The 319-nt window shown below is 73.7% G+C and carries 1 protein-coding gene; it reads right to left on the minus strand.

Annotated elements, in window-relative coordinates:
- Positions 1-319: acyltransferase domain-containing protein (locus RKE29_RS30680; protein ID WP_312008942.1), on the minus strand; the 319-nt coding region annotated here is incomplete at both ends.

The following is a 319-nucleotide window of genomic DNA, read 5'->3' on the forward strand; positions in this document are numbered from 1 at the left end:
AGGTTGGTGTACCAGTACTCGGCGTCCGCGCCCGAGGTGTCCAGCACCCCGCCGGTGACGGTGGAGTAGAAGGGGATCTCGGCGCGCCGCGGCTCGATGCCCGCCAGCGCGCCGACGACCTGCTCGCGGATGGCCTCCACCTGCGCGGAGTGGGAGGCGTAGTCCACCGGGATCCGCTTGGCCCGCACCTCGTCGGCCTCGTAGGAGGCCAGCAGCTCGTCCAGGGCCGCCGGCTCGCCGGAGACCACCGTCGAGGACGGCCCGTTGACGGAGGCGATGGAGACCCGCTCGCCCCAGCGCGCCAGCCGCTCGCGTACGG

It is taken from the genome of Streptomyces sp. B1866 (assembly GCF_031932565.1).
Classification (GTDB): Bacteria; Actinomycetota; Actinomycetes; order Streptomycetales; family Streptomycetaceae; genus Streptomyces.